At 51.8% G+C, this 24,083-nt stretch carries 25 protein-coding genes and 1 tRNA gene; 12 read left to right on the top strand and 14 right to left on the bottom strand.

Features of this window, described 5'->3' with window-relative positions; translation table 11 throughout:
* Positions 1-44: 44 nt before the first annotated feature.
* Positions 45-1,265, bottom strand: a complete 1,221-nt coding sequence (gene lysA, locus HMPREF2696_RS04960; RefSeq protein WP_070587978.1) for a diaminopimelate decarboxylase — start codon at positions 1,263-1,265, stop codon at positions 45-47.
* A gap of 17 nt (positions 1,266-1,282) precedes the next feature.
* Entirely contained in the window at positions 1,283-1,453 is a 171-nt protein-coding gene (locus HMPREF2696_RS04955; RefSeq protein ID WP_036472795.1) for an LPS translocon maturation chaperone LptM, read from the bottom strand.
* Positions 1,454-1,524: 71 nt separating this feature from the next.
* On the opposite strand from HMPREF2696_RS04955, the gene cyaY reads away from it, so the two are divergent.
* The 3 genes from cyaY (at position 1,525) to HMPREF2696_RS04940 (ending at position 4,194) form a co-directional block, all read left to right on the top strand.
* A complete protein-coding gene (gene cyaY, locus HMPREF2696_RS04950) occupies positions 1,525-1,848 on the top strand; it encodes an iron donor protein CyaY (RefSeq protein ID WP_049328424.1) in 324 nt (107 codons plus the stop codon).
* A gap of 54 nt (positions 1,849-1,902) precedes the next feature.
* Complete coding sequence (gene luxS, locus HMPREF2696_RS04945; RefSeq protein ID WP_004518928.1) at positions 1,903-2,409, top strand: S-ribosylhomocysteine lyase; 507 nt, start codon at positions 1,903-1,905, stop codon at positions 2,407-2,409.
* A 183-nt stretch (positions 2,410-2,592) separates the two neighbouring features.
* Positions 2,593-4,194 carry a hypothetical protein gene (locus tag HMPREF2696_RS04940; RefSeq protein WP_004518930.1) on the top strand — a complete coding sequence of 534 codons (1,602 nt, stop codon included), beginning with the start codon at positions 2,593-2,595 and terminating at the stop codon, positions 4,192-4,194.
* 110 nt (positions 4,195-4,304) lie between these two features.
* Here the strand turns inward: HMPREF2696_RS04940 and HMPREF2696_RS04935 are convergent, their stop codons facing one another.
* From HMPREF2696_RS04935 to HMPREF2696_RS04920, 4 genes are all read right to left on the bottom strand, one after another.
* Entirely contained in the window at positions 4,305-4,994 is a 690-nt protein-coding gene (locus HMPREF2696_RS04935; RefSeq protein WP_004518931.1) for a hypothetical protein, read from the bottom strand.
* Positions 4,976-6,031 (bottom strand): beta-ketoacyl synthase N-terminal-like domain-containing protein, encoded by a 1,056-nt coding sequence (locus HMPREF2696_RS04930; protein WP_004518932.1) that lies wholly within the window; start codon positions 6,029-6,031, stop codon positions 4,976-4,978. Before HMPREF2696_RS04930 ends, HMPREF2696_RS04935 begins: the two co-directional genes overlap by 19 nt.
* On the bottom strand, positions 6,028-6,318 hold the full coding sequence (locus HMPREF2696_RS04925) for an acyl carrier protein (protein WP_003748215.1): 291 nt from the start codon (positions 6,316-6,318) through the stop codon (positions 6,028-6,030). Before HMPREF2696_RS04925 ends, HMPREF2696_RS04930 begins: the two co-directional genes overlap by 4 nt.
* A gap of 83 nt (positions 6,319-6,401) precedes the next feature.
* Positions 6,402-7,127, bottom strand: coding sequence for a 16S rRNA (uracil(1498)-N(3))-methyltransferase (locus HMPREF2696_RS04920; RefSeq protein ID WP_004518933.1), 726 nt, complete (start codon positions 7,125-7,127; stop codon positions 6,402-6,404).
* Positions 7,128-7,307: 180 nt separating this feature from the next.
* Between HMPREF2696_RS04920 and HMPREF2696_RS04915 the strand changes: the two genes are divergently transcribed.
* Positions 7,308-8,096: an inositol monophosphatase family protein gene (locus HMPREF2696_RS04915; RefSeq protein ID WP_004518934.1), complete on the top strand. Its 789-nt coding sequence runs from the start codon at positions 7,308-7,310 to the stop codon at positions 8,094-8,096.
* Between the two features lie 264 nt (positions 8,097-8,360).
* Here HMPREF2696_RS04915 and HMPREF2696_RS04910 read toward each other — a convergent pair whose 3' ends face one another.
* Both HMPREF2696_RS04910 and HMPREF2696_RS04905 read right to left on the bottom strand, forming a co-directional pair.
* Entirely contained in the window at positions 8,361-8,828 is a 468-nt protein-coding gene (locus HMPREF2696_RS04910; protein ID WP_004518935.1) for a YchJ family protein, read from the bottom strand.
* A gap of 6 nt (positions 8,829-8,834) precedes the next feature.
* Positions 8,835-9,014: a hypothetical protein gene (locus HMPREF2696_RS04905; protein WP_004518937.1), complete on the bottom strand. Its 180-nt coding sequence runs from the start codon at positions 9,012-9,014 to the stop codon at positions 8,835-8,837.
* Position 9,015: 1 nt separating this feature from the next.
* Here HMPREF2696_RS04905 and HMPREF2696_RS04900 point away from each other — a divergent pair, with 1 nt between their 5' ends.
* From HMPREF2696_RS04900 to HMPREF2696_RS04880, 5 genes are all read left to right on the top strand, one after another.
* Entirely contained in the window at positions 9,016-9,864 is an 849-nt protein-coding gene (locus HMPREF2696_RS04900; protein WP_039861917.1) for an RnfABCDGE type electron transport complex subunit B, read from the top strand.
* Between the two features lie 73 nt (positions 9,865-9,937).
* Complete coding sequence (locus tag HMPREF2696_RS04895; protein ID WP_070587977.1) at positions 9,938-10,936, top strand: BtrH-related acyltransferase DarH; 999 nt, start codon at positions 9,938-9,940, stop codon at positions 10,934-10,936.
* 80 nt (positions 10,937-11,016) lie between these two features.
* Complete coding sequence (locus HMPREF2696_RS04890; protein WP_070587975.1) at positions 11,017-11,760, top strand: hypothetical protein; 744 nt, start codon at positions 11,017-11,019, stop codon at positions 11,758-11,760.
* Positions 11,761-11,787: 27 nt separating this feature from the next.
* Positions 11,788-12,702 (top strand): ABC transporter ATP-binding protein, encoded by a 915-nt coding sequence (locus HMPREF2696_RS04885; protein ID WP_004518940.1) that lies wholly within the window; start codon positions 11,788-11,790, stop codon positions 12,700-12,702.
* Positions 12,699-13,952, top strand: coding sequence for an ABC transporter permease (locus HMPREF2696_RS04880; protein WP_004518941.1), 1,254 nt, complete (start codon positions 12,699-12,701; stop codon positions 13,950-13,952). Before HMPREF2696_RS04885 ends, HMPREF2696_RS04880 begins: the two co-directional genes overlap by 4 nt.
* A 192-nt stretch (positions 13,953-14,144) precedes the next feature.
* On the opposite strand, the gene HMPREF2696_RS04875 is transcribed toward HMPREF2696_RS04880, so the two are convergent.
* The 4 genes from HMPREF2696_RS04875 to HMPREF2696_RS04860 all read right to left on the bottom strand — a co-directional run bounded on the left by HMPREF2696_RS04875 (position 14,145) and on the right by HMPREF2696_RS04860 (position 18,848).
* A tRNA-Lys gene (locus tag HMPREF2696_RS04875) sits at positions 14,145-14,220 on the bottom strand.
* A 59-nt stretch (positions 14,221-14,279) separates the two neighbouring features.
* Positions 14,280-15,359, bottom strand: a complete 1,080-nt coding sequence (apbC, locus tag HMPREF2696_RS04870; RefSeq protein WP_039861859.1) for an iron-sulfur cluster carrier protein ApbC — start codon at positions 15,357-15,359, stop codon at positions 14,280-14,282.
* A 163-nt stretch (positions 15,360-15,522) separates the two neighbouring features.
* A complete protein-coding gene (glyS, locus tag HMPREF2696_RS04865) occupies positions 15,523-17,586 on the bottom strand; it encodes a glycine--tRNA ligase subunit beta (protein WP_004518943.1) in 2,064 nt (687 codons plus the stop codon).
* A gap of 167 nt (positions 17,587-17,753) precedes the next feature.
* Entirely contained in the window at positions 17,754-18,848 is a 1,095-nt protein-coding gene (locus tag HMPREF2696_RS04860) for an FAD-dependent oxidoreductase (RefSeq protein WP_070587974.1), read from the bottom strand.
* A 321-nt stretch (positions 18,849-19,169) separates the two neighbouring features.
* On the opposite strand from HMPREF2696_RS04860, the gene HMPREF2696_RS04855 reads away from it, so the two are divergent.
* A complete protein-coding gene (locus HMPREF2696_RS04855) occupies positions 19,170-19,394 on the top strand; it encodes a cell division protein (RefSeq protein WP_224783383.1) in 225 nt (74 codons plus the stop codon).
* Positions 19,395-19,504: 110 nt separating this feature from the next.
* Here HMPREF2696_RS04855 and HMPREF2696_RS04850 read toward each other — a convergent pair whose 3' ends face one another.
* On the bottom strand, positions 19,505-20,017 hold the full coding sequence (locus HMPREF2696_RS04850; RefSeq protein WP_049336662.1) for an SH3 domain-containing protein: 513 nt from the start codon (positions 20,015-20,017) through the stop codon (positions 19,505-19,507).
* A 90-nt stretch (positions 20,018-20,107) separates the two neighbouring features.
* On the bottom strand, positions 20,108-22,792 hold the full coding sequence (gene glnE / locus HMPREF2696_RS04845; RefSeq protein WP_070587973.1) for a bifunctional [glutamate--ammonia ligase]-adenylyl-L-tyrosine phosphorylase/[glutamate--ammonia-ligase] adenylyltransferase: 2,685 nt from the start codon (positions 22,790-22,792) through the stop codon (positions 20,108-20,110).
* A gap of 128 nt (positions 22,793-22,920) precedes the next feature.
* On the opposite strand from glnE, the gene HMPREF2696_RS04840 reads away from it, so the two are divergent.
* Together HMPREF2696_RS04840 and HMPREF2696_RS04835 are read left to right on the top strand one after the other, a co-directional pair.
* Complete coding sequence (locus HMPREF2696_RS04840; RefSeq protein WP_039861863.1) at positions 22,921-23,196, top strand: oxidative damage protection protein; 276 nt, start codon at positions 22,921-22,923, stop codon at positions 23,194-23,196.
* A gap of 163 nt (positions 23,197-23,359) precedes the next feature.
* Complete coding sequence (locus HMPREF2696_RS04835) at positions 23,360-24,046, top strand: Bax inhibitor-1 family protein (RefSeq protein ID WP_004518950.1); 687 nt, start codon at positions 23,360-23,362, stop codon at positions 24,044-24,046.
* Positions 24,047-24,083: the final 37 nt, after the last annotated feature.

Raw genomic sequence — 24,083 nt, 5'->3', positions numbered from 1 at the left:
GAAAGTCAATCAAGCTTTCAGACGGCCTTTTAAACAATCAAACCTTACAAACAAGCCAATTCGTTGGCCATTTGCTGCTCGACGGTTTCACGTTGGCGGATAAGTTTGCATTCGTTGCCGTCAACCAATACTTCCGCCGCACGGTTGCGCGTGTTGTAGTTGCTCGCCATGCTTGAGCCATACGCACCGGCGCTGCGGATAAGCAGCAAATCCCCTTCTTCGCAGGCGATGGTGCGGTCTTTGCCGAGAAAGTCGCCGGTTTCGCAAATCGGGCCGACGATATTGGCTGTCAGAGGCTCAATGTCTTTGGTTTCGACCGCTTCGATGTGATGATAGGCATCATAAAGCGCCGGACGCATCAAATCGTTCATCGCCGCATCGACCATCACAAAGTTTTTCTCTTCGCCATGTTTGACGAATTCGACTCGCGTCAACAACGCACCGGCATTGCCAACCAAACTACGACCTGGCTCGAGGACCAGTTTCAGACGGCGTGTGCCGATCAGTTTTTGAACGGCTTGGGCATACGCGCCCAAATCAGGCACATTTTCGTCTTGGTAAACAATGCCGACACCGCCGCCCAAGTCCAAGTGTTCCAACACAATGCCTTCGTCTGCCAGTTGGTCGACCAAGGCCAAGATACGTTCGCAGGCTTCGATGAGCGGGCTGAGGTCGGTCAGTTGGGAGCCGATATGGCAGTCGATACCAACGATTTTCAAATGGCTTTGTCGGGAAGCATGACGATAGGCCTCAAGCGCATCGGCATAGGCAATACCAAATTTGTTTGCTTTCAGGCCGGTGGAGATATAAGGATGGGTTTTGGCATCGACATCAGGATTGACGCGCAGGGAAACCGGAGCGACTTTACCCAAGCGCGCGGCAACTTTCTGAATACGGTCGATTTCGGGAATGCTCTCCATATTGAAGCATTTCACGCCCGCATTCAGCGCAAACTCAATTTCTGCTTCACTCTTGCCCACACCGGAAAAAATCGTTTTCGCCGCATCGCCGCCAGCCGCTAAAACGCGCGCCAACTCGCCGCCGGACACAATGTCAAAACCGCTCCCCAAAGAAGCAAAGTGTTTGATGATGCTCAGGTTGCCATTCGCTTTAACCGCATAGCAGACAAGCGGATTTAAAGCAGCAAACGCGGTTTGGTAGTTTTCAAACGCCTCGGTCAGCGCAGATTTGCTGTACACATAAAGCGGCGTGCCGAATTCCTCGGCAAGGTGGGAATAAGGGATTTGTTCGCAGGATAAGGTCATGTTTGTTAAGTCTTTTTTTAATCGTTGGTTTGAGTGGTCGGCTCTTTAGCCGTATCGAATTTCAAGCCGGTCTGAATCACACCGAAGCGCGCCTTGTCGCCTTCTTTGGGCAGGTAGAGGTCGCCTTTGTAGCCGCATGCAGAGAGCAGCAGAGCTGTTGCCGCTGCAAAAAATACGCCGTATTTCATCAGTAAAACTTTCTTCATCATTACGAATGTGGCAAGATTCGGTATCTTAAACAAAAACCACACAAAAAGCCATGATGACCGAAAGCGAATTCATCCGCATGAGCGAAGAATTGTTTGAACATATTGAAGACCAAATCGATGAAAACGGCTGGGATTTCGACTGCCAGTTTGCCGGAAACGTACTGACCATCGAAGCCGAAAACGGTACGCAAATCATCGTCAACCGCCACACGCCCAACCAAGAATTGTGGATTGCCGCCAAAAGCGGCGGCTACCATTTCGCCGAGCAAAACGGCAAATGGCTGGCAACACGCGACAGCCGCGATTTCTACGATGTTTTAAACGAAGCACTGAGTGCGGCTTCGGGCGAAGCAGTTGAGATTGCGGAATTGTGATTCAGTCTTCAAATATCCCTAGCTAAAAATCTATTTACCTCAAAGGACACCCAAATGCCCCTACTAGACAGTTTCAAAGTCGACCACACCCGTATGCACGCCCCTGCCGTACGCGTGGCAAAAACCATGACCACGCCCAAAGGCGACACTATTACCGTGTTTGACCTGCGTTTCTGCATTCCCAACAAAGAAATCCTGCCTGAAAAAGGCATTCACACGCTGGAGCACCTGTTCGCAGGCTTTATGCGCGACCACTTAAACGGCAACGGCGTCGAAATCATCGACATTTCCCCGATGGGCTGCCGTACCGGTTTCTACATGAGCCTCATCGGTACGCCCGACGAGCAAAAAGTAGCCGACGCATGGCTCGCTTCAATGCAGGATGTTTTGACCGTTCAAGACCAAAGCAAAATCCCCGAGCTGAACGAATACCAATGCGGTACTTACCTGATGCACTCGCTTGCCGAAGCACACGAAATCGCCCAAAACGTTTTGGCACGCAAAGTCGCCGTCAATAAAAACGAAGAGCTGACATTGGACGAAAGCCTGTTGAACGCTTAATCCGCCATGACAGCAAAGGCCGTCTGAAACTTTATATGACAAGTTTCAGACGGCCTAAGACCTTTTATTCCAATTTTCAACCTTTCAGCCACAGTTTACACCGCCTAAAAATAAGTTGGCGGATGCTGACAGTGTACATAGTATAATTACACTTTGAACAAACAACCTGATTCTATTGCCTTTATGAAACCGTTTTTCTGCAAAACCGCCATTGCCCTCAGCCTGACCCTCCCCGCCGCCGCTAATGCTGCCGAGTATGTCTGCAATGTTGAAGGCATCACCGTTTATGCTTCATACCAGATCAATGACGCCTGTCGCATAGTTGAAACAAACAATGTAACAGAAAACAGCGTCGTTGCGATTCCGGGCGACACTCCGGTTTTAAAAACGGTACAAACAACAGAATTTAAAGCATCTGCCGCAGACTACATTAATGCTTCTCAAGCAACGCCCGCGGTACAAACCCCAGTCGTTGTTGCTCGAAATGAATACGGTATTCCGGCACCTATTTCCATTCCGATGGCACAAACTCGACAAGCTATGCTAGCGAATAAAACCATTGCAGACAGCGCAATCGTTTCCAACAATACGCCTGCTTTGGAAACATCAGCCGTTGCAAAACCTGAAAACTATGTTGTCGATGCTGCTGTCCACAACACAACTCCTGTCGTACAAACTCAGACGACTGCCGTTCAAGAGGACAACACTATTGTTCCTCCTGTACTCATCGCGCAAACCCATACCGTTACAGCCGACAAAGCCATTGCAGACAGCGTAATCGTTCCCAACAATACGCCTACTCTGGAAGCGCCGCCCACAATAAAAGCTGAAGACTATGTTGCCGACACTACTGTCCGCAATACAACTCCTGTCGTACAAACTCAGTCTAGTGCAACCCAAACAGAAAACAGTGTTGTTCCTGTAATGCTTGCCGCACAAGCCCAACCTACTGCTTCTACCGAGAAAACAGTTTCAGACGGCCTTGCTATTATTAATGAAACACCAGCTGTTCAACCTGTTGTACCTGCAATCCAAACTCCACAAGAGATTATTCAGAACTCGGCAGTTCAGCCGCAAACTTCAACTACCCAAAATAACCAAGCGGTAACAGCTCAGGATGAAGTGCTCGATAAAACACCTACCAAAGTCGAGACTAAGCATAAAGGCAAAACTTATGCCAAAACCTCCTCTCGACGCAAAGCCAAGGTTAACCGTACTAAAGCCGATAAAACAGCCGTTGTCCGCGCATCTGAGGAACAAGCAGCCAAACCTATTGCCACCGCTTCAACCGAACCAAGCACGCCGGCAACTGCCACTCCGGTAGAGCATGGCAAAACCACTGTCCCAACACCTTTCCCACAAGCATACAAACCGGCAGCCGATATTTTGCTGGATAAAGGAAATAGCGACAGCGATATCAAAATCCTGCCGAATGTACCGATTACCAGCGTGACCAACACAGCCGAAGCTGCCAATCCGCGCATCAATATTACCCTGCGCAACCGTCAGAACAAATCACGCAGTTCTTCATACAGCAAATACAAAGCCCCTGTTATCCGTACTGCACCTGTGGTTACGCCGGCTCCTAAGCCAAGCCCTAAAGAAACCCGCAAACAGATATTGCAGACCGAAGTACGCAACGAACAGGCTGCTATTACCCGCCTTCAAACCCAGTTGAACGCGGCCAAACAAAAAGGCGATCAGATTAAAATCCAACAACTGACCCGTACCATAAACGCCCGTAAAGCGAATATCCGCGCTATTCAAGGCGAGATGTCTCGTTGATTGGTTTTTTATACAAAAAGGCCGTCTGAAAACATTTTCAGACGGCCTTTTTAATGGTACAGACCTTATTTATTCAACAGACAAATACTTTCTCTAAAATCATTTGCTGATCACGCCAAAGTACATTTCTTCACATCCCTACCCTCGTGCGCCATTACTGCTTCTATCCAATCGGCGATATTTTGCCAATAATATTGCGGCTTTTCAGACGACCTATCAGTCTGCATCACTTCATCATTCAACACAACGGGAACACCCTGCTCTGCACCGGCTTCAAGCACAATCCAAATACTGCCTTCATGGGTATCGGCTCGGGCTACTTGATGTTCATATGCCCAGCCAACCGCAGCTTGTCCGCCATTTTGCAAAGACTGCATCGCCAGAGATAATGGATGAAAGCAGGTATCTACATTGTTGTCGGCAGTAACGACCAAAGTTGCACCATGCGTGCCTAACGCTTGCGCGGCATGAAAGACTGGGGAGTTGTGCAGGTTGGCAATAAAGTCAAACGGCATCGCGGCGTGATGGTTCAGCACATTGTCTGCCATTTTTTCAAACACGGATGGCGAAGAAAACGGCGTACCAAGAAAAACGGCGCAATCAGGGCGGATTTCGCTTTGTTCCTTTAGCTGCCCTGCACCAAGCGCGGCAATCAAACTCAAGCGGCTGAGGCGGCGAGTATCTATACCGCTTTGCTGCTTTAAGATTTGTTTGAGGATTTTACCGCCGGTGCCGGCGTCAGTATCAAAACGCACGGCGGCGGTAATACGGATATTAGGATTTACGGTTGCCATTGCCATACCAAAGATGTGTTGCTGCCGCCAAAACCAAACTGATTGGCCAAACAGAAAAAGCCGCCTTTTTGTGAAGCCGCGCACTCGGAAAAACGAATTTTCCACCCCTGATAATCGTTGCTTCCGCCTTGTTTTAGAGCGGATAAAAGCAAGGCTGTTTCAAGGGCTGCCGTTGCGCCAAGCGTGTGTCCGATTTGCGGTTTGAACGCCATCAAGGGCGGCAGTGTACCGAATATATTTTCCAGTGCGGCCAATTCGGCGGCATCGCTGTCAGCCGTGCCGATGCCGTGTGTTTTAACGGCCGCAATGCTTTCAGGAACGATGCCTGCAATATCTAACGCACGTCGCATCACTTGCTCTTGCGCTTGGCCATCGCTTTGAATCAGGTCATTGCCTGTATTGGCAGCGTGTCCTATAAGTTTCAGACGGCCTGAAGATTCAGGAGCAGCGGAAGATAAGGCAAGCGCGGCAACACCTTCGCCTAAAATCAAACCGTTTCCGCCAAAAGGCTGATACTGTTCGGTCAGCAAACCCAAGCTGTGAAAATGCAGCAAAGTCAGTCGGTTGAGGTTTTCAATCCCAAGCACAAAGGCACGCTCCGCCTCGCCGCGCAAGCAGTTATCCGCCTGAATGAGCGCATGGGCGGATGAAGTGCAGGCAGTAGCGAAACTGAAAATCTGCCGATTGCCGCTGCGCCGGCGCAAATCTTCGGCGAGATAAAGCAGATTGTGTTCTTCTTCCGCCCTATTGCCCACAAAATGGCGGTTTTCATATTCGGAGATGGAATAGGAACTAGACCCGATAAACACCGGCGCATCATGCCAACTTTCAGATGGCCAGCCTGCATTTTCGGCAGCTAGGCGCAAATGTTGTTCGGCGATATCCGCCAATTCCTTCCGCCCCAAACTGTCGCTAGCAAATGCACGAAAATAAGCAGCCTGCTGCGGCTGGTTTAAAAACGTATAAGACACCGCATCAGGCCGTCTGAAGTCCGTTTGCGGATTCAAGGCAGAAGTGGCCGCCGTACCGAAAACCCAACTCACGCACCATGCTCCGCACGGATAAACGCCGCCAAATCGCGTACGCACATCATATGTTTGCGCACCATACGGTCGCCCTGCAGGCGCACTTGGAAATACTGTTGCAAAGCAACGCTGATTTGCAGCGCATCAAGCGAATCCAAACCGACCGGACTGTCATCGCCAAACAAAAGCGCATCGTCGGTGAAATCATCCATATCCACATCGTCGGCCTTATCGGCCTCTTGCACGATTAACTTTTTCAATTCCGCTTCCAGCTCGTGCTCGGCCAGTGTAAAGGTGTAAGACATTTTTTAAACTCCCATTTTTATCTCATGAAGCAACAGCTCGTTTTAGCGAAACTCGCTACGCTCGTTTTCAGACGGCCTGAACTTTATGCAAAATCGCCCCAAAGCGTCTGCATGGCGGCAATGGCCGCAAGTGAGGCGGTTTCGGTACGCAACACCCGTTTGCCGAGCGTAACGGATTGAAAACCGGCATCAAATGCCTGCTGCTCTTCCTTCTCCGTCCAGCCGCCTTCAGGGCCGACCATAAACACGACTTTGCCGGATTGCGGCTGAACATCGCTCAGTTTTTGTGCGCGGTTCAAACTCATTAACAGTTTGGTCGTTTCCTGCGGCAACTGTTGCAGAGCCTGTGCATAAGTCGTCAGCGGCAAAACCTTCGGCACAATATTGCGGCCGCTTTGTTCACACGCCGAAACAACAATTTCCTGCCAACGCGCTACCCGCTTTTCAGCACGTTCGCCGCTCAAGCGGACGACACAGCGTTCGCTGATGACCGGGCGAATTTCTGCCACGCCCAATTCCACGCTTTTCTGCAAAGTGAAATCCATGCGCTCGGCGGCGGATACCGCCTGTACCAATGTAATGTTCAGCGGCGATTCGTTGTCCGTTGCCTCTTCACGCAAAATCCGCACGCTGGCTCGGCGTTTTTCCAAAACTTCTGGCAAAGCCGGATATGCCTTGCCATTGCCGTTGAACAACACGATTTCTTCCGTGTTTTTCACGCGCAATACATTCAGATGGCGCACCACATTATCGGGCAATTCGACCACGCTGTCGGGGCTTAAGGCAAAATCAACATAAAATCGGGGCATGGTTTCCTGCTTTATTCATGTATATAATTTAATGTATATAATTTAAATTTAAAATTTCGTGAATGAAGTTGAAACACGGCGACATACTCCTGCCTGCTTTCGATTTCATCCACTATAATTTGAAAACTTCCCGAATTTTAATCCACTGTCGCGCAAAACTGCAAAAAACAAGGATACGCCGTGCTATACCGTTTACAGAAAGTCGTCCGCCACATCGCCCAAACCGAAGTCATGCCGCGTTTTCTGAACACGCCGTCACGACGCAAGGAAGACGGATCGGTTTTGAGTGAAGCAGATTTGGCCGCACAAACCGCTTTTGCCGCCGCCCTTCCCTTATTGGAGGATTGTCCGATGTTGGGCGAGGAAATGAGCTTTCAGGAACAAACCCGTTTGTGGAACGAACATTCAGACGGCCTATGGATTGTCGACCCTATCGACGGCACAAACAACTTCGTCAACGGTTTGCCGCATTTTGCCGTATCCGTCGCGCTGGTTAAAAACGGCCATGCCGAATTGGGCGTGATTTACAATCCGGTCAGCGGCGAATGTTTCTATGCCGAACGCGGCAAAGGCGCATTTCTCAACGGCACGCCGCTGCCGCTGCGTTCGGAAAACAAAAAACTCAACGAATCCATTGCCGGCGTAGAAATCAAATACCTGCGTTCGGGCAAACTCGCCAGCCGCATGAATACCCTTGCCCCATTCGGCACAATCCGCAGTATGGGCAGCAGCACGCTCGATTGGTGCTACCTTGCCAGCGGCCGCTACGATATTTACATCCACGGCGGACAAAAGCTGTGGGACTACGCTGCCGGTGCATTAATTTTTGAAGAAGCCGGCGGCTGCCTGACCACTTTGGAAGGCGACGATTTTTGGAGCGGCGAACATGTATTTAAGCGTTCCGTCATCGCCGCATTGCAACCCGAGCTGTTTCAGCAATGGGTGAAATGGATTCGAGAAAATCAGTAAAAATACCGTTTATCTTCAAAATATCACGATTATCTTGCAACTTATTGAAATTATTTCACTTCTTAACAGCATTTAATACTAAAAACGGTAGAATATCAATCGCTGACACAACACCGCTCTTTCATCCCTTTTGGGCGGTGCAGCAAGTAAGACGTTTTCCCGCAATGTATTGGCCATTCATACTTCTCCCTTAGTATGAATGGTTTTTTTTATCTGCAAAAACAGCTTAGGCCGTCTGAACGTTCAGACGGCCTGTTTACACTACTATTTGAAAAACTGTCCGCAACACGCCTTAAACTTTTTGCCCGAACCGCACAAACAAGGCTGTTTCATCGTCGGTAACGCAACGGTCGGCTCAATAAAGTACCAACGCCCGTCTATTTTCACAAATGCCGACAATTCATGATGGCACTCAGTTTGCCCGTTCTCTTCAAAATACGCCTCAAACTCGACCAAAGCATGCAGCTTGCCAAACGGCACATGACGGATAACCTTCAATCCCGACCACTGCATCTGCCTACTCCATGCCGCCAAATCCTGCTTGTCCAACAAATTCTGCTGCGCAGGGACAGTCGTGTCCACGATATAGTCGATTTCCTGCAAAACATACGCGCTGTAACGCGAACGCATCAACTCTTCCGCCGTCGAGGCCGCCGCCTCACGCGCATGAAACGGTGCGCAACATTCCGTATAAACACGCCCCGACTGACAGGGGCAAAGTGTAGCCGTCATTCCTAATTACCCGAATAAATCCATTTCAAAATTATAACGCAAACCCGACTCAGGCCGTCTGAAAACGAGCGTAGCGCGTTTCGCTAAAACGAGTGTAGAGAGTTTCACTAAAATAAGCAAAGCGGGTTTCGCCAAAACAAACGCAACAATCTGATATAATGCGCCTTTTCGATTTTGACTATCCATGATGACCATTCCCATCCAAAGCATTAGCCGCCTGTTGCCGCAAACCCAATGCCGTGAGTGCGGCTATGAAGGCTGCCTACCCTATGCGCGCGCCCTGTCGGCAGGAGAAGCGCCGGTAAACCTGTGCGCGCCGGGTGGGGAAACCGTCATGAAAGACATTGCCGACCTATTGGGCAAGCCCTACCTCGCCCCGGCAAAAACACAAATCAAAGCCGTAGCCCTGATTGACGAGGCCGTCTGCATCGGCTGTACCGCCTGCATCCGCGCCTGTCCCGTCGATGCCATTATGGGCGCGTCCAAACTAATGCACACCGTCATCAGCGACGAATGCACCGGCTGCGGCTTGTGCGTTGCCCCCTGCCCCGTCGACTGCATCGACATGGTTCCCGTATCGCAGCCCTTCCTGCCGTCCGCACGCCGTTTCAGCACCTCTGCCGAACCGCGCTTCGCCGCCGCCGAACACGCGCAAAGCCGTTTTGAACGCCATACCGCGCGCAAACAGCGCGATGATGCCGAACGCAAAGCCCTACTGGCGCAACGTGAAGCCGCCGTCAAAGCCAAACAGGCCGCACAGGCACAAGCCCAAATAGCCGCAACAAGCGCCGCATTCAACCCCATGGATTTGATTGCCAAAGCCATGGCCAAAGCGCAATCACAACAGGACAAACTCGTCTCCTCCGACAACCGCGAAGACTTCAAAGCGCGCCAAATCGAAGAAGCCAAAGAACGCGCCGAACTGCGCCGCGCCCAACGTGATGCCAAATACGGCAACGAAGCCGAAAAAGCCGCCGCCATCGAATTTCTGCGCCGCTACAAAGCCGCGCAGGAAGCGGTCAAAGAAGCGCGCTGATTTCCAAAACAACAAACCCATTCCTATAAAACTTCAGGCCGTCTGAAAACATTGCACGAAAACCAATAACTTTATGACCATACAAGAATTTCCACACCAGCATACCGCCCATTGCGAAAGCGGTGTGATGTCCACCCTGCTCAAATACCATGGCCACAATTTAGACGAAGCCATGATTTTCGGCATTTCCCACGCGCTGACGTTTGTCTGGATGCCGCTGATCAAATTAAACGGCATGCCGCTGGTTTCCTACCGTACCGCGCCGCGCAGCATCATCAAAAACACCTGCAAAGCATTGGGGCTGAAATTATCTGTCCGCAAATTTTCCGACGCACAAAGCGGACAAGCCGCATTGGATGCCGCGCTATCCTCAGGCAAACTGGCCGGTTTGCAAACCTCCGTCTTTTGGCTGCCCTACTTCCCGCCACAAATGCGCTTCCATTTCAACGCACACAATCTTTTAGTGTACGGAAAAGACGGCAACGACTACCTCATCAGCGACCCCGTATTTGAAACCGTGCAACGCTGCGCCGCCGAAGATTTGCAACGGGCGCGCTTTGCCAAAGGCGTATTGGCGGCAAAAGGCATGATGTACACCTTGGAAGACAACAGGCCGTCTGAAAAAATCATAGCAAACTTACCCGCCATTATCCGCAAAGCCATACGCAAAAACGCCAAACATATGCTCGCACCGGTCTTTTTCATCGGCGTCAAAGGCATCCGCACGCTGGCCAAAAAAATCGAATCCCTGCCTGCCAAACAAAATGAGAAATACCAAAAACTGTTTCTCGGCCATTTGGTGCGGATGCAGGAAGAAATCGGCACCGGTGGCGCAGGTTTCCGCTACATCTACGCCTACTTCCTCGAACAAGCCACCCATATCTGCAACGAACCTGCATTTCAGACGGCCTCAGAACAAATGACCGCCATCGGCGACCAGTGGCGGCAGTTTGCAGCGATGTGCGTGAAACAGTGCAAAAAGCCGTCCGAAAACGGCTGCCGCGAAATCGCCGCATTTTTGCGCAAGATTGCGGACGATGAAGAAGCGTTATGGCGGGGATTATTGGAATAATCAGGATTTATTCGATCCCGATTAATCTACCGTGAATTATTTTGACATTCAGGCCGTCTGAAAACTAAAAGAAATTAAAAATGCGTTACCTAGCTACTGTCTTATTTTTGTGTTCCGCCTTAACCCATGCCGCGCCGCAGGACGGTTTTGCCTTGGTTCATGATGGCGACGGACACACCAACTTGCGTAAAATCCCCAATTTACGTTCCAAACCACTGGCGAAAATCCCTAACGGCACACCGTTGGAATGTATAGAAGAACTCAGCGAAAACAAATCGGACTTCTGTTTTGTTCAACTACAACAGGCAAACGCCGACGATTCTGGCTTTATCCATCGCAGCCGTCTGATATTTCTCGCTGCCGATAAAAGCTTCGTCCGTCTGCGCGAACAATCCGGTCATGACGATACGCTGACTTTGTCCGGTAGCAGACAAAAGGTACACATCGTTGCCCGCCGCATCCATCCAAAACTCAGCGACTTCTCGGGCATCAGCAAAGACAACTTCACGGCGCGTCTCTATCAAGGCAAACCGTATTATGGTATCGACTCTATGATTCCCAAAAGCGTGTTCGCGCTTGAACGTATTACATTAAACGATCAAACGGTTCCCGCTGCCGAACTGCAAGGACTGTTCTCTCCCGATTTTGCCGCCACCGCACGTGGCAGCAATGTGTATGAAAAATGGGAAGCCTATTATCGTGACAGCGATAAAACGCTTTATCTGTTCGGCAGACAAGGTTCGGACGGCAATCCTTTCAGCGTTTGCTTTATATTTAAAGACGGCAAATTCCAACGCCGTTATTTATGGGGTGCTGCAATTTAAATATCGCTCGAAAGGCCGTCTGAAACCATGATTCAAATCCAATCCCTCTCCCACCATTATCCCAAAGCTGAAACCGCCGCGCTGGACAATGTGTCGTTCGATATTGCCGACGGCGAATGTTTGGGGCTGCTCGGTCACAACGGTGCAGGGAAAACGACGCTGATGTCGCTTTTGGCCGGCTTGCAGGAAGTGCGGCAGGGCGAAATTTTGTTTGACGGCAAGCCGTTGCGCCTGTTGAGCCGCAGCAAACGGCAGAAAATCGGTTTGGTGCCGCAGGATTTCGCGTTTTATCCGCAGCTTTCGGTGTGGGACAACCTGCTGTTTTTCGCCTCACTTTACAAAGTGCGCGATAAAGGCCGTCTGAACGCGCTGTTGGAGCAGACCGACCTGACCGCCCACAAAAACAAAGCGGCAAAGCATCTTTCGGGCGGGCTTAAACGCCGTCTGAATTTTGCCATCGGCCTGATTAACACGCCGCAGCTGGTGTTCCTTGACGAAATCACAGTCGGCATCGACCCGCAGTCGCGCCGCTTTATCCTCGACAGCGTGGCGGATTTGACGCGGCAGGGGGTAACGGTGGTTTACACCTCGCACTATCTGTCGGAAATTGAGCAGCTTTGCGACAAAATCGCACTGCTGCAACACGGCAAGCTGGTGTACCACGGCGGTTTGGACGAGCTTTTAAGCACGCAAACAGCTGTCGTGCGCTTTACTGTCGAACCGCCGCTGCCGCCTCAAACGCTGGCCGCCTTAGGTGCCAAACAAGTGGACAGCCGCGGTATGATGGAAACCATACACGATGCCGCCGCCGTTTATGCCGCCCTGCAACAAAGCGGCGCACAAATCCGCTACTTCCAGCAGGGACACGGTTCGCTGGAAACGTTTTACCTTGATTTCCTGCGCAAAGACGAGCCAGCAACAGATAAGCAAAATCCACAATGACGATTTCCTCCCTCCTCAAAGAACTCAAACTGCTCTGCCGCGACCTGCACGGTTTGGCCGTGTTGTTTGTGATGCCCATCGCCTTCATGCTGATTATGTCGTTGGCGCTGAGCCGTGACCAAGACCCGCACACCGACAGCCGCATCGCACTGGTTGGCGTAGCAAACGACAGTATCAATACCGCGCTGGCCGCCGCGCTGGAGAAAGAACAAATCCATGTCACACTGATGCCGTCTGAAAAACTAACCGACGCGCAAAACGGCCTACACGACAAACGTTTCCAACTGGTGCTGCACAACCCGAACCACGCCTCCGGCAAAATTGCCGATGACAAAGCCCTGCAAATCTATGTACCGCCCGATACCGAGCCTTCATGGCTGGCGGCGGTCAAAGGCGTTTTGCAACAGCACTACACCGAAACGCGGCTGGACGCTTATTTCGACAACAACGACGGCATCAAAATCAATAATAAAAAACTGCCCCGCTCCATCCGCAAAGACATCCAGAAAAAAGTGGATGGAAAAAACGACGAACAATTCACCGCCGTGCGCAGCTTTTTAGATAAAAAAATGCTGGAAGAGCATTACCTGAGCGCAGGCAGCGGCACAGTGGAAAAACCCAACGCCGTACAGCACAGCGTACCCGCATGGCTGATTTTCGGTATGTTTTTCATCATGATACCGCTATCGAACGTCATGGCGCTGGAACGCCAGACCAACACCATTACCCGCCTGCGCCTCGCCCGCGCCTCCGCATCCGGCCTGATTGCAGCGAAACTCATCCCCTATTTCCTGATTAACCAGCTTCAGTTTGTCGGAATGTTGCTGCTCGGCCGCTACCTGCTGCCCGAAATCGGCGTACCCGCCCTCATACTCAACGGCAGCCTTGTTCCCTACGCGTTGCTGTCCGCTGCCGTCAGTGCCGCCGCACTCGGCTACGCGCTATTAATCAGCGTCTGCGCCAAATCCACCGAACACGCCGTCGTCCTCGGCGGCGGCGGCATCATCCTGATGGCGGCAATCGGCGGCATTATGGTGCCTGCACACGTCATGCCCGAAACCATGCAGCAACTCACTTGGATTTCCCCAATGGCATGGGGCTTGAAGGCTTTTCAGGAATTACTGCTCAACCGCAGCGGACTGGACGGAATCGGCCGTTATCTGCTTCTACTGTCAGCATTCTCTTTTGCCACACTGACTGCTGCCGTATTGGTTTATCGTAGGCAGTTGCAGACGCAGATTAGGTTTTAAACGTTTGTCTGCCCTAGGTAGAAAACTTATTTCTCAAAACCATTCCTATAAAACTTCAGGCCGTCTGAAAGATATTTTCAGACGGCCTGATGCTTGATGTGCTATGGATTGTTTCAATAACAAAATATGTTCAACAAAATCCTAAAATCCAAACGTAAAAAACCTGCTTTTGTCAAAGCAGGTTTTCATATTTGGTGGGTCGTGAGCGATTCGAACGCTCGACCAACGGATTAAAAGTCCGCTGCTCTACCGACTGAGCTAACGACCCGATAAGCTGTGCATTATAGAGACGGGACTCACAGCTGTCAACACTTTTTTTAAACTTTTTTATTCGACGACGATTTTCGGGAAGCGGCTGCTGAAGTCTTTGCCTTTATCGGCAATGGCCAGCGCGATTTGGAATGCAGCTTCGGTGTAGATGTCGGCGATGGTTTGGTTGTTTTCAAACAAGGCCGAAGATGTGCCGCTGTCCATGGCTTCGCGTACAGGCAGGCTCAACGGAAGCTGGCCGAGCAACGGTACGTTCAAACGCTCTGCCAAGTTTTTACCGCCTTCTGCGCCAAAGATTGCTTCGGCATGGCCGCAGTTGGAGCAAATATGGACAGACATGTTTTCCAAAACGCCCAAAATCGGGATATTGACTTTGTTGAACATATCCACGGCTTTGCGTGCATCAATCAGGGCGATGTCTTGCGGCGTGGTCACGACAACGGAGCCGGTTACGGGGATTTTTTGCGACAGGGTCAATTGGATATCGCCGGTACCGGGCGGCAGGTCGATGAAGAGATAATCGACATTGTCCCATTCGCTTTGGAACATAAGTTGTTGCAAGGCTTGGCTGACCATCGGGCCGCGCCAAACGACGGCTTGGTCGGTATCGACCAGAAAACCGATGGACATCACTTGAATGCCGCTTTCAGCTTCAACAGGAATGAGTTTTTTGTTTTGTTGATCGGGTTTGCGGTCTTGTACGCCGAGCATGGTGGGCTGGCTTGGGCCGTACAGGTCGGCATCGAGTACGCCGACGCGCGCGCCCATTCTGGCCATTGCGGTGGCAAGGTTGGCTGTGGTCGTTGATTTGCCGACGCCGCCTTTGCCCGATGCAACGGCGATGATGTTTTTCACGCCTTTGATGGTTGCTACGCCGGGTTGAACTTTATGCGTACCGATTTCGGTATCGATACTCAAGTGAATGTGGGTATCGCCGGTATGCGAAATGACGGCTTCTTGAACGACGTTGGCAATGTCTGCAGCAATATGGGCAACTGGGAACGCGAATTTCAGGCCGATATGCAGGCCGTCTGAATGCTCTTCCAGAAGCGAAACGGCTTTTTCGCTGCCCAAAGTGCGTATTGTGGTGGGAATCAACACGGCATCGAGTGCGGTTCGGATGGCTGGAATATTCATAATCTGCCTCTTGAATGTGGGAAATTGTTTGATGTGCGCGATTTGCCTGCCTGACAAATCTGCTGAATTATACCCTTGAACGCCATGCAAGGGATACGCCCGAAAAACTTCAGGCTGCCTGAATCATCGGGCAGCCTGAAAAAGGGTCAACTGAAACGCGGCCTTATTCGCTCAAGAGCGCAATGTCGGCAACTGCGTTCATTTGTTCTGCCAAGCGGTTCAGCAGGTTCAAACGGTTTTGTTTCACGGCGGCATCTTCGGCCATCACCATCACGCCGTCGAAGAAGGCATCGACTTGCGGTTTGACGGAAGCCAGTTCGGACAAGGCGGTTTGGAAATTGCCTTCGGCAACAGCAGCGGCGATTTTCGGCTGCAAGCCTTGTGCAGCGGCATACAGGGCTTTTTCTTCATCTTGTTGCAGCAGGCTTTCATTGACTTCGCCCAGCGCAGCATCGGCTTTTTTCAGCAGGTTTTGCACGCGTTTGTTGGCGGCAGCGAGCGCGGCGGCTTCGGGCAGTTGTTTAAACGCGGCAACGGCTTGCAGTTTGGCGGTCAAATCGTCCAAACGGCGCGGCTGTTTGGCGAGTACGGCGGCGACGATGTCTTGCGGATAGTCGTTTTGCAGCAACACGGCAAGGCGCGCCTGCATGAAGTCGACGGTTTCAGACGGCGTTTTTTCGTTGAGCAAACCTTTGGGGAAGCTGTCGAAGGTCGTCTGAATCAGCTCGTTCACGTCCAAGCCATACTGCATCAGCATCCGCAAAATACCCAAGGCAGCGCGGCGCAGGGCGTAGGGGTCTTTGTCGCCGGTCGGAATCAGACCGATGCCCCAAATGCCGACCAAGGTTTCCAGTTTGTCGGCCAGCGCAACGGCAGTAGCGACTTTGCCGTTCGGCAGGTTGTCGCCGGCAAAACGCGGTTGGTAGTGCTGCTCGATGGCTTCGGCGATTTCTTCGGTTTCGCCGTCCAAGCGGGCGTAGTATTTGCCCATCGTACCTTGCAGTTCGGGGAACTCGCCGACCATTTCGGTCACCAAGTCGGCTTTTGCCAGACGCGTGGCGCGTTCGGCTGCGGCGGCATCTGCGCCCAGTGCTTTGGCGATGTGGGCGGCAATGCTTTGCAGGCGTTCGATGCGTTCGGCCTGCGAACCGATTTTGTTGTGATAAACCACGTTTGCCAGCTTGGGCAGGCGGCTTTCCAAAGTCGCTTTCTGGTCTTGCTTGTAGAAGAACTCGGCATCAGACAGGCGCGCACGCAAAACGCGTTCGTTGCCTTGGATGATGTGCGACGGGTCTTCGGTTTGCAGGTTGGAGACCAGCAGGAAGCGGTTCATCAGCTTGCCGTTTTGGTCGAGCAGCGGGAAGTATTTTTGGTTTTGCTGCATGGTCAGAATCAGGCATTCCTGCGGCACGGCGAGGAAATGTTCTTCAAAACCGGCTTCCAATACCACAGGCCATTCGACCAATGCAGTCACTTCGTCCAACAAGGCTTCATCGGCGGCAACGGTCGCTTTCAGACGACCTGCCTGTTCGTTCAAGGCTGTCTGAATCGCAGCTTTGCGCTCGGCAAACGAAGCTACGACTTTGCCTTGCTCGCGCATTTGTGCGGCGTAGCTGTCGGCGTTTTCAATGGTGATTTCGCCGTTGGACAGGAAGCGGTGTCCCAAGGTTTGATTGCCGCTTTGCAGGCCCAAAACGCTGACGTTCACGATCTCGCCGCCGTGCAGCACAATCAGCCCGTGGACAGGGCGCACGAAGGTAAATGTGCTGCTGCCCCAACGCATGACTTTAGGAATCGGCAATTTTTTCACTGCGGCATTGATGATGTCTTCCAAAAGCTCGCCCAGCGGTTTGCCGGTTTGGACGTATTCGTAGGCGTACACATCCTGCTTGCCGTCGTTGATGATGGTCAGGTCTTCGATTTTCGCACCCGCACCGCGCGCAAAACCTTCCAAAGCCTTAGTCGGCGCACCGTCTTTCATGGCATTCGCCACTGCCGGGCCTTTTTTCACGATTTTTTGATCAGCTTGAACGGCCTTCACGTTTTTGACTTGAACGGCTAAACGGCGCGGAGAAGCGTAGGCAGTGTATTCGGCTGCGCCGTCAATCAGTTGCGCTTTTTCCAAGCCTTCGGCAACGGAAGCGGCAAAATGGTTGCCCAGATTATTGAGGGCTTTTGGCGGGAGTTCTTCAGTGAGAAGTTCAATTAAAAGGGTTTGGGTTGTCATGTGCTTATCGTTAAATAGGAAATTGGTTGGCGTCTGAATACGGCATCATGCGGTTTTCAGACGCAAGGTTAATTGAATTGACGGCGATTTTATCATTTTCAGACGGCCTGTGGCTGTCTTTCACAAATAATTTGCCCAATTTTCAAGCAACTTCGTCCGCAACGGCTTCAATTCGCAGCGCGGATATACGGCAAACCGCTGGTTTCGTCGTATTCGGGAATGTCGCTTCCGGCAAACAGCGCGCCGGCCAAACGCACAGCCGCACCGGTCACGGCCGGAGAAATCATAAAGCCGTGGCGGAACAGGCCGTTGACTTCAATCAGGCGGCGTTCGCGGTTGAAGCGGATTTCGGGATTGTGGTGGTTTAGCGTTGGGCGCAGGCCGGTGGCCAGCTCCAAGAGGTTTGCTTCGCCAAAGGCCGGATGCACGGCGTACAGCGCGGACAAAAGTTCCAAACCGGAACGCACGCTGGCCGGCGCTTGGCTTTCGCTTTCGATTTGGGTCGCACCAATCACAAAAATATGGTTTTCCTTCGGCGCGATATACAAAGGATAGCGCGGATGCAGCAGACGAACGGGGCGGGAAAGCTCGATTTCAGGGGCGTAAACGCGCGCCACTTCGCCACGAACGCCGCGCAAAACGCTTTCAGACGGCCTGTTCCACGCGCTCTTTGCACCATAACCGCGGCAGTCGATGACCCAATCGTATTGCGCCGCAAAATCTTCGACTTCGCGTTCGCACGACCAATGGCACGCTACATTCATTGACTCCAAAGCATCGGCCAGCGCATTCAATACCTGCCGTCCGTCCAACTGCCCTTCTGTCGGCAGATACAGGCCGTCTGAAAACCTCCCTGCCAGTTGCGGCTCGTTTGCCGCGATTTCATCCGCGTTCCAACGTATGGTTTCATGTTCTGCCACGCCGCCGCGCTTCAAATGACGGGCAAACTCGGCGGAAAGCGGCTTGTCCTGCGTGTGCCAGACAATCAGGCTGCCGTTTTCCTGCATCATCACCGGCGTATTCAGACGACCGACAATAGCGCGCCAAAGCGCAATGCTTTGTTTGCCCAAACGGATGACTTCGGGCGTTGCCTCCACCGCTTCGGCAGACGGCGCTAACATGGCCGCGGCAACATAAGCGGCGGCTTGTTCGCCGTTGCGTTCGCCTTTCTCAAACAACTCGACCGAAATGCCCTGCTCTGCCAGCTGGAACGCCATCAGACGGCCCGACAGACCGCCACCGAGTACCGCAACCTTAGACATCAGTTTCTCCTTGTTTTTAATATATAAATAAGCAGCATATTTTAGAACTTGTTTTGCTGTATCACAATATCGACAGAAAATGAGAAAAGTTTTTGCATATCATGATTGCCCAGATCAAGCCGATAACTTATAAACAAACAGACGGAATCCCTCCCTCTGCAAGCAGTTACCCATCGCCTCAGACTGCCAATCAGCTTTTATAAAAATATCTTCCTTACATAAAACCTACTATAATGCCATCTTTTGACATATTTACATTCACTCAACATCATTGCACCTGCTGATTGGCTTTGATGCACCCATTTGATTTTATAAGGAATAATGATGAAAAGCTTGGGCAGTACTTTATTTATCCTCGGCGTATTGGCATTCGGTTTGAATTATATGAACGCCGTCCCCAAAGTCTTGGCCTGGATTTACGAATGGGGCGAAGATACCGCCCTATGGATTAAAGCAGGCATTACAGGTAGTGGCGCTTTACTGTGGTTGGCAGGCAATTTCCTTGAAAAACCTGCAGAGGTAGAAGCAGAACAGGAAGAAGAATAAATACCATAAAAGGCCGTCTGAAAAGTTCAGACGGCCTTTTTTATATCTTCGGCAAAACAGTATCTACTTTATGTCCGAAAGTATGCTTTATCGGATAAATTGCTTGTTTATTACTCCACGCGTCGAAGTTGACTTTTATGGATATAACCCTGAATCGAAATATGATGACCATACTCGTCTTTTTCTGTGTGAGCTCCCTGATTGCTGTACCACAACCAGTCGCCTTTTCTGAAGGCTGGGGCGATCTGTACACGTGTTCCGTTTGGGAGTGTTTTGATGATTTCGCCTTGCCTGATCGGTTCTTCGGGGTAGCTGTTGTTACGGACGTTTGCCGATTCGTCAGGGCTGGCGACAACATAATTGTGCACGATAAAGCCTTGGCTCTGATGGACGTAGCCTGTACGGTGTCCGTCTAATTGAATATGAAACCATTTACCCTGTTTACTGAGTATTTTATGTTTTTTGCTTTCATAATCCAGTACGGTCATGATTTTGCTGCGTGTATCAGGAGCGGCACGAACGTTTGCAGAGCCATCGCATTCGGTATAAGGCAAAAAGTAATCAGCGGCTTGGGCTGCGGCCGACGACAGTAAAACCGTTAAAAACAGTGCTATTTTCTTCATGGTTGGTTTTCCTTATATGTTTAGAGTGAGTTTGTTGTAGCGGTAAATTATGTTGCCGTGCAGGCTTTGACGCTGAATACGCCCGCCTGCTTATCCGAATTTCACTTCTACCCCGAATACTTCCCGCCATAGTTTTCGCACGTTGTCGTAGTGGGTCAGCAATTCGTCCGTTACTTCGGTTTTTTTGGCATCTCGCAGTTTGGTGTTGTGTTGCTGCTGGCGGTAGAAGCGGTAGGCGGTGCGGCTTTGTTCGGCGAGAGTTTTGTCGATGAGGCCGCAGTCGGCAGCGATGTTCAATAGGGCGATGTTGCCGTAGTTGTCCAAGAGTTGCGGATACTGGCGGGCATGGGCAAGGATCAGATATTGGACGATAAATTCGACATCGACCACGCCGCCGCGCGCGTATTTGACGTTGCTGTCGGCAGGCGGATGAGTGGGGAACATTTTTTCGCGCATTTCGATGATTTCGCCTGCTAAAACGGTTTGGTCGCGTTCGGCAGTCAGTATTTCGGTGCGGATGCGGTCGAAGGCCGTCTGAACATCAGGCGTACCGCAGATAAAACGGGCGCGGGTAAGGGATTGGTGTTCCCACGTCCATGCGTTTTCGCGCTGGTATTTTTCAAAGGCGGCGATGCTGTGGGCGAGGAAACCTGCGTCGCCGTTGGGGCGCAGGCGCAGGTCGGTTTCGTAGAGGCTGCCTGCGCCGGTAGCAGCGGAAAGCCAGTTGGTCAGGCGGCGGGCAAGACGGCTGTACACGTCGCCTGCATCGGGATGCGGATCGTCGTAAAGATAAACCAAGTCAAGGTCGGAGGAATAGCTGAGTTCTTTACCCCCCAGTTTGCCGTAGCCGATGATGGCAAATTGCGGCGTGTCGCGGTGTTTTTTGGGCATGTCCGCCCACGCGCACGGCACGGCGGCGGCGAGGATGGTGTCGGCAAGTGCGGAGAGCTGGTCGGAAAGTGATTCTACCGTCCACAATCCGGCAAGGTCCTGAACGGCGAGGCGGAAGACTTGGGCGTGTTGGAAATGGCGCAGCGTGTCCATTTGCGCTTCGGTGTCGCCGCCGCAGGCTTTGAGGTCGTTTGAAAGGGCTGCGGCGAGGGCTTGCCAGTCGAACGCGGTATCCAAAAGCTGCGCGCTGATGAGTTCGTCCAGCAGAATCGGATATTTGCTCAGATACGCCGCCACCCATGAGCTTTGGCTCATAATCTGCGCCAGTTGTGCCAGGGTTTGCGGATGCTCGTTGAGAAAGGCGAGATAGGCGGAGCGGCGGCTGATGTTTTCGAGGAAGTCAAACAGCCGCATCAGCGTATTGGTCGGGTTGGTTTGCTCTGCCGCCGCCTGTACCAACAGCGGCACGATGGCGTCAAAACGCGGCTGGGCGTGTGCGGAAAGGTGGCGGTATTTATGGCCGTGCCGGATTTGGTCTAGCCTTGCGGCGATGGTTTCGGCATCGAACCCGTGTTTTTTCAGACGGCCTTGCCGCTCTTCTTCGTCGGGCTTGTCCTGCCATGCCCATTGCCATTCGCTGTTGTCTAGGGTTTGCTCTTCGGGTTCGCTCAAAATTTCGTTGAACAACTGATTGACCTTGTTCCGATGAACGTTGAGGTCGTCTGAAAAGGCGGCGTAGCTGTCGAAACCCATGCTTTCGGCAAGCAGTTGCTGCTGTTCGGGCGAGGAGGGCAGGGTTTGGGTTTGCTGGTTGTCCCAGTATTGCAGGCGGTGTTCGATGTCGCGCAGGAAGCGGTAGGCGGCGAGCAGGGTTTCGACGTTTTCAGACGGCATGATGCCCAGCTCGGCAAGTTTCTTCAGCGTTTCCTGCGTGCCTTTCAGTTGCAGCGCGCGCATTTGTCCGCCGCGTATCATCTGGAAAATTTGGGCGATAAATTCAACTTCGCGGATGCCGCCCGCGCCGAGTTTGATGTTGTCCGCCATGCCTTTTTTGCTGACTTCGCTGCGGATTTGGCGGTGCAGGTTGCGCATCGCTTCATACGCGCTGTAATCCAGATATTTGCGGAACACAAAAGGGCGCACCAGCGATTTGATGTCGTTCGGATGCGGCGTAACCACGCGGCCTTTGCACCACGCATAGCGCTCCCATTCGCGCCCCTGCGTGATCAGATATTGCTCCAGCGCGGTTTCGCTCAACACCAGCGCGCCCGAATCACCGTCCGGCCGCAGCCGCATATCGACGCGGAACACCTGCCCGTCGGCGGTAATGTCGTTCAACAATGCAATCAGTTTCTGCCCGACTTTGGTGAAAAACTCTTGATTGCCGCGTTCGCGCCTGCCGTCGGTATCGCCCGATTCGGGATAGATGAAAATCAAATCGATGTCGGAAGATACATTCAACTCATAGCCGCCTGCCTTGCCCATCGCCACCACGCTCAAATGCTGCGGCGATTTCGTATAACGCCCGATCGGCGTGCCGTACATGTCCTGATAATAGGCGTAGGAAAAGTCCAACGCGGTATTGACGGCAAAATCGGCAAATAGCGTAATCGTACGGGTTACTTCGTTCAAATCGCTGATGCGGTTTATATCGCGCACGATAATCTGCGACACTACATAACGGCGCAACTCGCGCAACTGCCGCGCCAATTCTTCCTCGTTTTCTTCCGTGCGGATTTTGTCCCAGTCGGCAAAGGCTTGGAAATCAGCTTCGGTTAAAACTTTGTCCAACATAGGCAGGAAAATTTCGGGCTTGAGTTTGCCGGAATCAAGGTTGCGGGCGAGAAAAAGGGAATAACGGCGGGCAGTATCGAGGCGGTTCATAATCTTTGCCTGAATAAACAGAAAAAACCATCATAGCAAGGTTTCAGGCCGTCTGAAAGCCACGCTTTCCCCTATCCGTGCAATCGGCTAAAATACCAACCTTTGCAACCCATCATAAGGAAACCGCCATGACCCGTATGGTTCACTGCGTCAAACTCGGCAAAGAAGCCGAAGGCATGAAATTTCCGCCGCTGCCCAACGAATTGGGCAAACGCATTTTTGAAAACGTTTCCCAAGAAGCATGGACGGCTTGGACCCGTCACCAAACCATGCTCATCAACGAAAACCGCCTAAGCCTTGCTGATCCGCGCGCGCGCGAATACCTCGCCCAGCAAATGGAACAATACTTCTTCGGCGACGGCGCAGATGCCGTACAAGGCTATGTTCCGCAAGAGCCTAAATAAGCATTGAAAAGCCAAGGCCGTCTGAAACCCGATTTTCAGACGGCCTTTAAAATTCCCGATTGCCCCGCATATTAGGCAAATAGAACAGATAAATCATACAAACCCATGATTCTCTGTTAAAATCCAAATTTCATTCATTTCAATCCACACTGGAGCAAACGCCATGCAAAACGACGTTTACGACTATACCTCGCAAGGCTCGGTTGCCAAAAATACCGTCCTGCAAAAAACCTACCGCCTGCTCGGCCTGTCTTTCATTCCTGCCATTGCCGGCGCATTCTTTTCCGCCAAAACAGGCTTTAACATTTTCGCCATGTTCGGTTCATACTATGTTGCCTTGGCCGCCTTCTTCGGCTTCTTCTACGGCATGACCTTCCTGATCGAGAAAAACCGTTACAGCAACGTCGGCGTAGCCCTGTTGATGATCTTCACTTTCGGCATGGGCCTTGCCATCAGCCCTATGCTGCAATACACCCTGGCGATTAACAACGGCGCGCAAATCGTCGGTACGGCCGCCGCCATGACCGCCGGTGTATTCTTCACCATGTCCGCCATGGCACGCCGCACCACAATGAACATGAACAAACTCGGCAGCTTCCTCGGTGCCGGTGCCATCGTGCTCATGATTGCCGTTGTGGCCAACATCTTACTCAAGATCCCTGCCCTGAGCCTGACCATCGCGGCCGGCTTCGTTGTCTTCAGTTCCCTGATGATTATGTGGCAGGTGCGTACCGTCATTGACGGCGGCGAAGACAGCCACATCAGCGCGGCGCTGACCATCTTCATCTCCATCTACAACATTTTCAGCAGCCTCTTGAGAATCCTCATCTCTATTAGCGGTGACGACTGATAAAGCCACAAAGGCCGTCTGAAATTTCAGACGGCCT

The sequence above is a fragment of the Neisseria sp. HMSC058F07 genome, from assembly GCF_001810035.1.
In the GTDB taxonomy this organism is placed as follows: Bacteria; Pseudomonadota; Gammaproteobacteria; order Burkholderiales; family Neisseriaceae; genus Neisseria; species Neisseria perflava.
Note: the sequence above shows the minus strand (reverse complement) of the source record. Positions and strands in the feature narration are given on the sequence as shown.

Bases quoted from the DNA above. Each gene is read 5' to 3' on its own strand.
- glnE (WP_070587973.1), bottom strand. From the start codon at position 22,792: ATGAACCGCCTCGATACTGCCCGCCGTTATTCCCTTTTTCTCGCCCGC.
- HMPREF2696_RS04910 (WP_004518935.1), bottom strand. From the start codon at position 8,828: ATGACGGCTACACTTTGCCCCTGTCAGTCGGGGCGTGTTTATACGGAA.
- HMPREF2696_RS04840 (WP_039861863.1), top strand. From the start codon at position 22,921: ATGACCCGTATGGTTCACTGCGTCAAACTCGGCAAAGAAGCCGAAGGC.
- HMPREF2696_RS04925 (WP_003748215.1), bottom strand. From the start codon at position 6,318: ATGTCTTACACCTTTACACTGGCCGAGCACGAGCTGGAAGCGGAATTG.
- HMPREF2696_RS04880 (WP_004518941.1), top strand. From the start codon at position 12,699: ATGACGATTTCCTCCCTCCTCAAAGAACTCAAACTGCTCTGCCGCGAC.
- HMPREF2696_RS04940 (WP_004518930.1), top strand. From the start codon at position 2,593: ATGAAACCGTTTTTCTGCAAAACCGCCATTGCCCTCAGCCTGACCCTC.
- luxS (WP_004518928.1), top strand. From the start codon at position 1,903: ATGCCCCTACTAGACAGTTTCAAAGTCGACCACACCCGTATGCACGCC.
- HMPREF2696_RS04920 (WP_004518933.1), bottom strand. From the start codon at position 7,127: ATGCCCCGATTTTATGTTGATTTTGCCTTAAGCCCCGACAGCGTGGTC.
- HMPREF2696_RS04905 (WP_004518937.1), bottom strand. From the start codon at position 9,014: ATGGATAGTCAAAATCGAAAAGGCGCATTATATCAGATTGTTGCGTTT.
- HMPREF2696_RS04895 (WP_070587977.1), top strand. From the start codon at position 9,938: ATGACCATACAAGAATTTCCACACCAGCATACCGCCCATTGCGAAAGC.
- HMPREF2696_RS04885 (WP_004518940.1), top strand. From the start codon at position 11,788: ATGATTCAAATCCAATCCCTCTCCCACCATTATCCCAAAGCTGAAACC.
- apbC (WP_039861859.1), bottom strand. From the start codon at position 15,359: ATGAATATTCCAGCCATCCGAACCGCACTCGATGCCGTGTTGATTCCC.
- cyaY (WP_049328424.1), top strand. From the start codon at position 1,525: ATGATGACCGAAAGCGAATTCATCCGCATGAGCGAAGAATTGTTTGAA.
- HMPREF2696_RS04835 (WP_004518950.1), top strand. From the start codon at position 23,360: ATGCAAAACGACGTTTACGACTATACCTCGCAAGGCTCGGTTGCCAAA.
- HMPREF2696_RS04890 (WP_070587975.1), top strand. From the start codon at position 11,017: ATGCGTTACCTAGCTACTGTCTTATTTTTGTGTTCCGCCTTAACCCAT.
- lysA (WP_070587978.1), bottom strand. From the start codon at position 1,265: ATGACCTTATCCTGCGAACAAATCCCTTATTCCCACCTTGCCGAGGAA.
- HMPREF2696_RS04935 (WP_004518931.1), bottom strand. From the start codon at position 4,994: ATGGCAATGGCAACCGTAAATCCTAATATCCGTATTACCGCCGCCGTG.
- HMPREF2696_RS04850 (WP_049336662.1), bottom strand. From the start codon at position 20,017: ATGAAGAAAATAGCACTGTTTTTAACGGTTTTACTGTCGTCGGCCGCA.
- HMPREF2696_RS04900 (WP_039861917.1), top strand. From the start codon at position 9,016: ATGACCATTCCCATCCAAAGCATTAGCCGCCTGTTGCCGCAAACCCAA.
- HMPREF2696_RS04855 (WP_224783383.1), top strand. From the start codon at position 19,170: ATGATGAAAAGCTTGGGCAGTACTTTATTTATCCTCGGCGTATTGGCA.
- HMPREF2696_RS04955 (WP_036472795.1), bottom strand. From the start codon at position 1,453: ATGAAATACGGCGTATTTTTTGCAGCGGCAACAGCTCTGCTGCTCTCT.
- glyS (WP_004518943.1), bottom strand. From the start codon at position 17,586: ATGACAACCCAAACCCTTTTAATTGAACTTCTCACTGAAGAACTCCCG.
- HMPREF2696_RS04860 (WP_070587974.1), bottom strand. From the start codon at position 18,848: ATGTCTAAGGTTGCGGTACTCGGTGGCGGTCTGTCGGGCCGTCTGATG.